This window comes from Streptomyces sp. NPDC031132 (genome assembly GCF_055570595.1).
Genome location: NZ_JBVIGX010000036.1, coordinates 55,248 through 63,609 on the forward strand (window position 1 = coordinate 55,248; position 8,362 = coordinate 63,609).

General features: G+C 71.3%; 7 protein-coding genes. 1 reads left to right on the forward strand and 6 read right to left on the reverse strand.

Annotated elements, in window-relative coordinates:
- The first annotated feature begins 95 nt into the window (after positions 1-95).
- Positions 96-266 (forward strand): hypothetical protein, encoded by a 171-nt coding sequence (locus ACZ49B_RS33115; protein WP_468313246.1) that lies wholly within the window; start codon positions 96-98, stop codon positions 264-266.
- A gap of 107 nt (positions 267-373) precedes the next feature.
- Here ACZ49B_RS33115 and ACZ49B_RS33120 read toward each other — a convergent pair whose 3' ends face one another.
- From ACZ49B_RS33120 to ACZ49B_RS33145, 6 genes are all read right to left on the reverse strand, one after another.
- Positions 374-802 (reverse strand): hypothetical protein, encoded by a 429-nt coding sequence (locus ACZ49B_RS33120; RefSeq protein ID WP_468313248.1) that lies wholly within the window; start codon positions 800-802, stop codon positions 374-376.
- 175 nt (positions 803-977) lie between these two features.
- Positions 978-1,517, reverse strand: coding sequence for a hypothetical protein (locus ACZ49B_RS33125; RefSeq protein ID WP_468313251.1), 540 nt, complete (start codon positions 1,515-1,517; stop codon positions 978-980).
- 40 nt (positions 1,518-1,557) lie between these two features.
- Positions 1,558-2,445 (reverse strand): RNA polymerase sigma-70 factor, encoded by an 888-nt coding sequence (locus ACZ49B_RS33130; protein ID WP_468313270.1) that lies wholly within the window; start codon positions 2,443-2,445, stop codon positions 1,558-1,560.
- A 29-nt stretch (positions 2,446-2,474) separates the two neighbouring features.
- Positions 2,475-3,680 (reverse strand): NAD(P)/FAD-dependent oxidoreductase, encoded by a 1,206-nt coding sequence (locus tag ACZ49B_RS33135; RefSeq protein WP_468313254.1) that lies wholly within the window; start codon positions 3,678-3,680, stop codon positions 2,475-2,477.
- 137 nt (positions 3,681-3,817) lie between these two features.
- A complete protein-coding gene (locus ACZ49B_RS33140) occupies positions 3,818-4,246 on the reverse strand; it encodes a hypothetical protein (RefSeq protein WP_468313256.1) in 429 nt (142 codons plus the stop codon).
- Positions 4,247-8,362 (reverse strand): RHS repeat-associated core domain-containing protein (locus ACZ49B_RS33145; protein WP_468313259.1); only part of this gene is annotated, 4,116 nt, incomplete at its 5' end.

The following is an 8,362-nucleotide window of genomic DNA, read 5'->3' on the forward strand; positions in this document are numbered from 1 at the left end:
CCGTCCCCCGGCCCGGCCACGAGGACGCGGACGGTGCCGTCGAGGGCGAAGACACGCTCGGCGGGTTCCGCGGAGTGCCCCGAGAGGGACTTGGCATGCCGGGGGATGTGGACGTCGGCGATCGGCGGCGCGGCGAGTTCGCCCGCGAGCCCGGGACAGGGGTGCTGGTCCGCGGAACTCCGGACCGCCCGCAGGTACGCGTCGAGCAGGGCACCGGCGTCGGCGCCCCGTTCACCGCGGGCCGCGTCCTGCGGCCCCGGCCCTGAGGCGTAGTACGTGAAGCTGCCGGCCTGCCCGATCGCGATGCCGCCCCCGGAGGCGGTGATCGCGGTGTCTGCCGTGATGTGGGGGGCTTGAGTGCCGCCGGAACCGCTCAGCCCTGCTGCGGATCCGGCTTCGGAGGGGTTCCTACGGTGACGTCCCGCATCCGCAACGCCGCCGCGGAGCCGTGGTCCGCCCGGATGTCCACGCTCCCCCCGACCGCCTGTCCGTCGCCCGCCGCCGACACCCCGCCCGCCGGCGCGTGTGCGTCGAGCAGGGAGCGCAGCGTACGTGCCGCCTCCTCGCGCTCGGGATCGCCGAGGGCCTCCAGCGCCTGCTCGAAGCGGGCCTGCCAGGCTCCTTGCTGACCGATGCTCAGCCGCTCGGCCTCGTCACCGCCCCGGGCGCCCTCGAGTGCTGCCGCGCAGCGGTCCAGCCGCTCCAGCTCGACGCGCACACGCTCCTCGTCGCCACGTCCGAACCACCGGGCGACGGCCTCCTGGAACCCCTGCCACGCGCTGGTGCCGGCCGCCTGCACCACCGCGGCACCTCCGGCCGCGGCGAGTGCCGCCAACCCCTCCGCCAACACCCGACCGCCCCCGTCCCTTTCGTGTCCGATGCACGAAACCGTAGTACCCGGCGCTACGCTCCGCAGCGCTTTCGCCAAGAGTCCGCGCCCGGCGGGTGGGCCGGGCGCTCCACCGCGCCGCTCTCGGTCACCCTTCTTCGCCCTTCACCTCCAACGCCTGTCTCCCCAGGCCGATGAACGTGACGTACGCGTGCCGGAAGTCCATGAACGCGGCGTCGTAGGCGCGCCTTCGCTCGGGGCTGTCGTCGCCGATGAGTTCTTTGATCAGCGGCTGTACGCGGCGCGCCATCTGCCGTACGTGCTCCGACGCGTCGGAGACCTCGGCAGGACCGTCGAGGCTGACCTCGTGGTTGGCCCGGTTCATGTTGCCGATGGCCGGCCCGATGCGCTCGTACATCCGGGTCAGGAGCCGGTCCTTGGCCGCCCGGTCACGCGTGGCATCGACGTCGTCGATCTGCCAGGTGACCTCGAAGAAGGCGTGCGTGCAATTCATCATCTCCCGATAGGCAGATCGACGCCGGTCGCGCTGCTCGCGAAGTGCCTCTGCCATCGAGGCCGTTCGGGCTTGGGCCAGCGCGGCGCGCGAGGTCGCCCGCGCGGTGATGTAGCTGGCTCCGAGCGCGGTCAGCGCAGTGAGGATGCCGACCCACAGTCCGCTGTTCGCCATGACCCGGTAGTTTGCCAGCCGTCGCGCAGCGGCTCCATGTCTACCGCGTCCCCACGTGGTGAGTGGTGCCTTCGGCTATGGCCCGGAGCTTGTCCGGGTTGGCCACGTTGTGGATGGCGGTGATGCGGCCGTCGGCGTCGAAGTCGAAGGTGACAGTGGCGATCACCCGGCCCGGTCCGCTGAACAGCATGCCCGGCCCGCCGTTCATCTCGACGATTTCAGCGTTCATGTCGGCCGGCTCGACGCCCTGGTAGGTGACGGTACCGATGGCCGCGAACCAGGCCGCCACGGTGGATGCGCCCACGACCGGACGCAGGGCCTGGCGGACCTTGCCGCCGCCGTCGGTCCACAGGGTGACGTCCGGGGACAGCAACTCCATCAGGGCGTTGACGTCGCCACCGGTCGAGGCGGCGAAGAACCGCTCGGTGACCTCGCGCTGCCTCGAGCGGTCCGTGGGGAAGCGCGGCCGACGTGCCCGTACGTGCTCACGAGCGCGGTGCGCGGCCTGCCGCACCGCGGCTTCGGACCGCTCCACCGCCTCCGCGATCTCGGCATGGCTGAAGTCGAAGACTTCCTTCAGCACGAACACCGCACGCTCGAGCGGGCTCAGCGTCTCCAGCACCACCAGCATCGCCATCGACACCGACTCGGCGTCCGTGACGGCCTCGGAGGCGTCCCCGCCGGTGAGGATCGGCTCCGGAAGCCACGGCCCCACATACGTCTCGCGCTTGTACCGGGTGGAGCGCAGCCGCTCCAGCGCCAGATTCGACACGATCCGCGTGAGGTACGCCTTGGGGTCGGCCACCTGCGAGCGGTCGGCGGCCGACCATTTGATCCAGGCGTCCTGGACCGCGTCCTCGGCATCGGCCGCAGTGCCGAGGAAACGGTAGGCCACCGAGAACAGCAGATTGCGGTGCTGGTGGAACATCTGCTCGTCAGGGTGCGCGGACGGCTGGCTCACCGTGCCCCCTGGACCCGGGTGAAACGGCCGCCGTGCGGCCAGAACGCGCCCGAGGCGGGCATCTTCTTCATGCGGCCGTAGGTCGGCCAGGGCGAAGCAGTCACCGTCTCCTTATACCGTGCCGCCATACGGCCGGTCAGATACATCCGCCGGGGGCTGTCGTCGGGGCGGGTGAATTGCACCACCGCGTCGTTCCGCCCCAGGCTCACCGGCGTGTGGTAATAGCCGAAGCGGAAGGGCTTGGGCTGCTTGCCCTTCAGGGCACGGAAGATCGACACCGCGGCGTGCACACCGGTCGGCATGCCGCCCTGGCAGGTGCCGTGCATGACGCCGTACTCCTGGCGGATGGCGGCCGCGTCGCCCACGGCGTACACCTCCGGATGCGACACCGACCGCAGCACGGCGTCGGTGACGATGCGGCCGCGCTCGTCGACGGTCAGCCCGGCGGCGGCCGCCAGCGGCGACACCCGCGTACCGCTCGTCCACAAGACCACGTCGGCGGGGATGCTCTCCCCGCCCGCCAGCTCGACCGCACCGGGCAGCACCTTCACCACCTCGGCCCCGCTGCGCGCCTGGATGCCCAGGCGCTCGAGCGCGGAGTGCAGATACCTCTTGGCCTTCGGGTTCATGGCCGCGCCGGGTTCGCTCCGGCCCAGCAGCACGACGTTCAGCCCCGGGTGCTGTTCGGCGATCTCCGCGGCCGACTCGATGCCGGTGAGCCCGTTGCCCGCGACCACCACCGTGCCGCTGCCGAGCCGCGCCAGCCGGTGAGCCAGCACCTCGGCGTCCTGCACGCTGTTCAAGGTGTACGCGTGGTCCTCGACCCCCGGCACCGCCGCCGTGTCGGCCACGCCGCCCAGCCCGTACACGAGCGTGTCGTAGTGCAGGATGCGGTCGTCGTCGATCCGTACGGTCCTCGCGTCCGCGTCAACCGCCGTCACCCAACCGCGTATGAACTCCGCACCCGTGCCGGCCAGTAGCTCGGGGATGCTCAGCTCGGCGAGCCCCTGCCCGGTCCCGGTCATGTGCAGCCGCATCCGCTCGGTGAATCGCTCCTGCGCGTTCACCAGGGTCACCTGCACGCCCTGGTGCCCCTTGACCCGGGCCGCGAGCTGGACCGCCGCGGACATGCCCGCGTAACCCGCCCCCAGGACCAGTACACGGTGCGCAGTCGCCGTACCTGCTTCGTGTCGCTCGTTCATCGCTCCGCCTTCCTCCGCCTGCTGCTGACGACCACCAGATGGAAGCTGCGGGCCTGTTCGTGACATGCGGACGATGTGACGCGCGACACAGTCGCCGTGGCGGCTGTCACGACACCCTTCATTCGTCGCCGGCGGCGTCAGAGGTCCAGGCTGACCACCCAGTAGTCGTACTCCTCCGCGGTGACACCGCAGATGTGGTCGCCGGACGAGGAGCGGGCGATGAATTCGATCCGCCCCTGGTCATCGACGAGGCGCGATACGTCGGCCGTGTCCGTCAGGCGCACACGGACCCAGCCGACCGCGGAGCTGCCCGTGGCGACCGCCGTGAGGAGGAACGTCCCGTCCTCGCCGACGACACCGGCTCGGCGGGCATGGTCGAGCCACAGCTGGTGGACCCCTGCGAGCTCCCCCTTCAAGGGAAGGGTTGCCCCGGGTTCCACGCCGAAGCCCGCCATCGCGCGCCAGGCCGTGTCGACCGACGGACCGGGTTCGTTGCCCTGGACCGCGTCCACCTCGAGGCCGCTGCCCCGAATGAGCTCGATGAGGTTGTCCTCGCTGGTGGGCACTCAGTTCTCCTCGTAAAAGAAGTGGTGGTCTCCGCCGGGCTTGTCGATGGCTCGGTAGCGCTCCATTGTCCCGTAGCCGTCGACGGTGTTGTCCCAGCCGAAGTTCACTCCCGACCGCGACTGGTCCTCGAGCGTGCGGCCCTTCGGTCCGCCGGCGTGGAAGTGCGGTCCGGCGGGATCGTCGGTGTGCTCGACGACGACGCGGGAGCCGTTCGGCGTCTCGAACTGGCGGAAGTTGCCCCAGTGGGTCGGATCGCTGGAGTAGACGTGTCCGGGCATGTTCTTCAGCGTCTTGTCGCCCATGACGATCCATTCGGCATCAGGAGTGGTCCCGAAAGGAACTCCCGCAGCGTCGAACGCCGCGCGCTCGGCGTCGGCCCGCAGCTTGAACGGGTTGCTCTTCTCGCCCTTGGGCGGGCACGGGGTGAGGCCCAGCGGGTCGGACCAGGTGTGCGGGTTGGAGACGTACGCGGCCGGGTTGGGCGCGGGGCCGAGCCCGAGGGGGTCGACCGAGAGGTAGCGGGCGGTCTCGGGGTCGTAGTAGCGGAAGCAGTTGTAGTGGAGCCCTGACTCGGGGTCGAAGTACTGCCCGGGGAAGCGGAGCGGGGTGTAGGCGTTCGCGTCCGCGTTCCAGGTCGTCGCTCCCCACAGGGTGCTGCGCGTGCGCCAGGCGATCTCACCCGCTTCGTCGACGAGTTCCGTCGGCGTGCCGATCAGGTCGGTGACGATCCCGAAGAAGCGGCTGTTGATCTCCCGTCCGTCCGCATCGGCCAGCCTCTCGGTCTGGGCGAGCGGCTGGAGGCCGTCGTGGTCCCAGGTCAGGGTGACCGCGTGCGGCAGGTCCGGCGTGGTCGTCGTCTGTTCGCACAGGGTCATCCCGTCCCAGACGAAGGTGACCTCCTCCGCCACGGTGACGCCGTCCGCCGCCATGCGGCGCTTGGCGCTGCGCCGGCCGAGCGCGTCGTAGGCGTAGCGCCACAGCGTCCCGTCGGGGGTGGTGACCGCCTTGAGCCGGTCCTCCGCGTCCCACTCGTAGCGCCAGGTGTCGGGTTTGCGCGAGATCCGGGTCCGCTGGCGGAGCGTGATCCTGCCCATGGCGTCGTACTCGTAGCGGACGCGGCCCGCGCCGGTGAGCCGGGTGCCCTCGTACGTGCGCGGCCCGGTGGCGTCGGAGCCGCCCGGGTGAGCGGCCGGCCACGCGGCCTGCGTCTGGTTGCCCGCGGCGTCGTACGCGTAGCGCTCGCTCCAGCCGTCGGCGCTCACCGCGGTGACCCGGCCTGCCGGGTCCAGCTCGTACGTCCGGGCACCCGCCAGCTCGTCCTCCACGCCCACCAGGTGGCCGTCCGCCCGGTAGGCGTAGCCGCGCCGCTGGAGCAGGCTGCCGTCCGCCCCGGTCAGCCGCTGGTCCACCAGGTGCCCGAGGTCGTCGTGCCGGAGGCCCAGGGTGGCCGCGTCACCGATGCGGCGGCTCGTTTCGCGGCCCGTCGCATCCCGTTCGAAGGTGATCCGGCGTCCGGAGGACGTCAGTCCGCTCCGGCGGCCGGCCGCGTCGTACGTCCACTCGGCCCTCGCCCCGGAAGGCGTGGTCCTGGATACGACGCGGCTCAGCTCGTCATAGGTCCGCAGGAGCGTCCGCCCGTCGGCGGTCTCCTCCCGGGTCCGTCCGAACCGGTCGCGGAGGTACGTCAGGGTGCCCTCGGCGCCGGTGATCGCCGCAAGGCGGTCGGAGTAGTCGTACTCGTACCGGGTGACGGCCCCGTCCACCTCCTTCAGGATCCGGTTGTCCAGGGCGTCGTACTCCACGCGGACGGCTTGGCCCGCCGCGTTGACCCGGGTGACCAGTCGCCCGGCCGCATCGTGGACGTACCGCACGGTGCGCCCGTCGAAGTCGGTCTCGGACTCCGGCATTCCGGCGGCGTCGTACGCGTACCGCCAGCTGAGCCCGTGCGGGTTGACCACCTCGGTCAGGCGCAGCCGTGCGTCGTGGACGAAGGTGTAGCGCGCGCCGTCCGGACCGGTACGCGCTTTCACGAGGTCGAAGTCGCCGTATTCGACGTCCGTGGTCCCGCCGAGCGCGTCGGTGTGGCGGATGCAGTTGCCCTCGCCGTCGTACGTCCAGGACTGGGAGGAACCGTCGGGGTCGGTGCGCCGCGCGATCCGGCCCTCCGTCGTCCACTCCAGCACGGTGGTCTTGCCGAGCGCGTCCGTGATCCGTACCGGCCGCCCCAGCATGTCCCGTTCGTAGCGGGTGACCGCCCCGAGGGGGTCCGTGATCTCGACCGGCAGGCCGGCGCGGTCGCAGCGAACCCGAGTGGTGGCTCCGAGCGCATCGGTGACGGACGAGATGCCGCCCGAGGCGTCGTACGTGTAGCGGGTCGTGCCCCCGACCGGGCTGGTACGGGAGGCGCGATTGCCGCGCTCGTCGTACGTGAACCGCCACGCGGTGCGGTCGGCCTCCGTCTGGAGCAGCGGGCGCCCGGCCTCGTCGTACTCGCTGCCGAGCTCCCGGCCGTCCGGGCGGACGACGGTGACCAGTCTGCCTTCGTCGTCGCGGCCGAAGACGGTGGTGCGCTGCAGCGCGTCGGTGAGGGCGACCAGCCGGCCTCGGGCGTCGTAGGTGGAACGGGTCGCCGCACCCAGCGGGTCGCGGCTCTCCACGATGCGGTACGCCTCGTCCACCACGTAGCGGCGCACCTCGCCGTCGGGCGTGGTCGTGGTGGTGGTGCGCAGGCCGGTCTGCGGGTCGGGCTCGCCGTAGGCGAACGCCAGCGTCATGTGCCCGTTGGCGCCGCCCTGGGAGGTGCAGCGGTCGAGGTCGTCGTACGCGTACGTGTATCGGCTGCCGTTGGTGTCGGTCCAGGAGGTGATGCGGGCCCGCTCGTCGTAGCCGAAGCGCAGCGGCCGGCCGGAGGAGTTGGTGACGTCGGTGAGGTGTCCGCCGGTGTAGCCGTACGCGAGGATGCGCGGGCCGCCGTCGAGGTGGAGGGCGGTGATGCGGCCGTCGGCGGTCTCGAAGCGGAGACGGTAGCCGGCGGAGTGGTGGGTGATGCCGACCGGGATGCCCTCCGCGTCGTACTCGAACGCGATCAGGTTGCCGTTGCGGTCTTCCAGCTGGGCGATGGGTGCGATGCCGTCGGCGTCCGGGTCACCGCCGGGCGGGGTGAAGCGGCGTACGTGGCCGGTGGTGGGGTCGGTGAGCGTCCAGTCGCCGTCCGGGGTGCGCTCCAGCGGGTTGCGCGGCGCGGAAGAGGACACCGGCAGGACGGCCAGGCCGGGGGCGGGGTGCGGGTACGGGACGGACAGGCCGTCCTCGGTGACGAGCACAACGCCTTCGGCGTCGATCTCCAGGTGCTGGTCGACCGTCGATGCCCAGGTCGGTCCGAACCAACGTCCGCTGGCGTACCCCGACTCCGCGCGCCGGGTGAAGGCCAGCGGCAGGACGCCGGGCAGCACGATGTCGGTCTGCGTCGGGAGGAACATCCGGCCCGATGCGAGGTCGACGGGGTCGGTGCCGTCGCACCGCTTGTCGCAGTCGGGCCGTTCGCCCTTGTGCGGACCGTCCGCGTCGTTGCCGGCCCGGCCCGGGCCCTTGGGCTTCGGGGCCTTGAGGTCGTCGAGGTGCTTGGCGGTGGAGCCGACCTTCTTCAGGGCGCCGAGGCCCTTGGAGCCGATCAGCTCCGGGAGCATCTTTCCGATGCCCTCGGAGGGGTCCTTCATGAACTCGTCGAGCATCTGCTTGCCTGCGCCCATGGGGTCGTTGGCCATGGTGACCAGGCCCGCGGCCGTCGAGTTCAGGCTCGTGAGGTATTCGGCGGGGTGGGTCAGGTTGTACGGGTCCATCGGGTTGAGCGCGCGGGCGAAGTTGAGGAGGCCGGCCGTGCCCTTGACGACGCCGCCCGCCAAGTGTGTCTGGGCGAGGTCGAGGTAGTCCATGCCGTCGCTGAGCTGCTCCGCGTACGAGGGCTTCTTCGGGGCCTTGTCGCGGGCCGCGCGGACCGCCGTACGGGTCGTCTCCGCGACCTCGTTGCGCTGCTTGCGGGCGCTGTCGAGCTTGTCCTGGGCCGCGGCGATCAGGGGATCGCCCGGGTCCTTGAAGTCCTTGGCGTCGACCGGCTT

Bases quoted from the DNA above. Each gene is read 5' to 3' on its own strand.
- ACZ49B_RS33135 (WP_468313254.1), bottom strand. From the start codon at position 3,680: ATGAACGAGCGACACGAAGCAGGTACGGCGACTGCGCACCGTGTACTG.
- ACZ49B_RS33130 (WP_468313270.1), bottom strand. From the start codon at position 2,445: ATGTTCCACCAGCACCGCAATCTGCTGTTCTCGGTGGCCTACCGTTTC.
- ACZ49B_RS33125 (WP_468313251.1), bottom strand. From the start codon at position 1,517: ATGGCGAACAGCGGACTGTGGGTCGGCATCCTCACTGCGCTGACCGCG.
- ACZ49B_RS33115 (WP_468313246.1), top strand. From the start codon at position 96: ATGCCGGGGGATGTGGACGTCGGCGATCGGCGGCGCGGCGAGTTCGCC.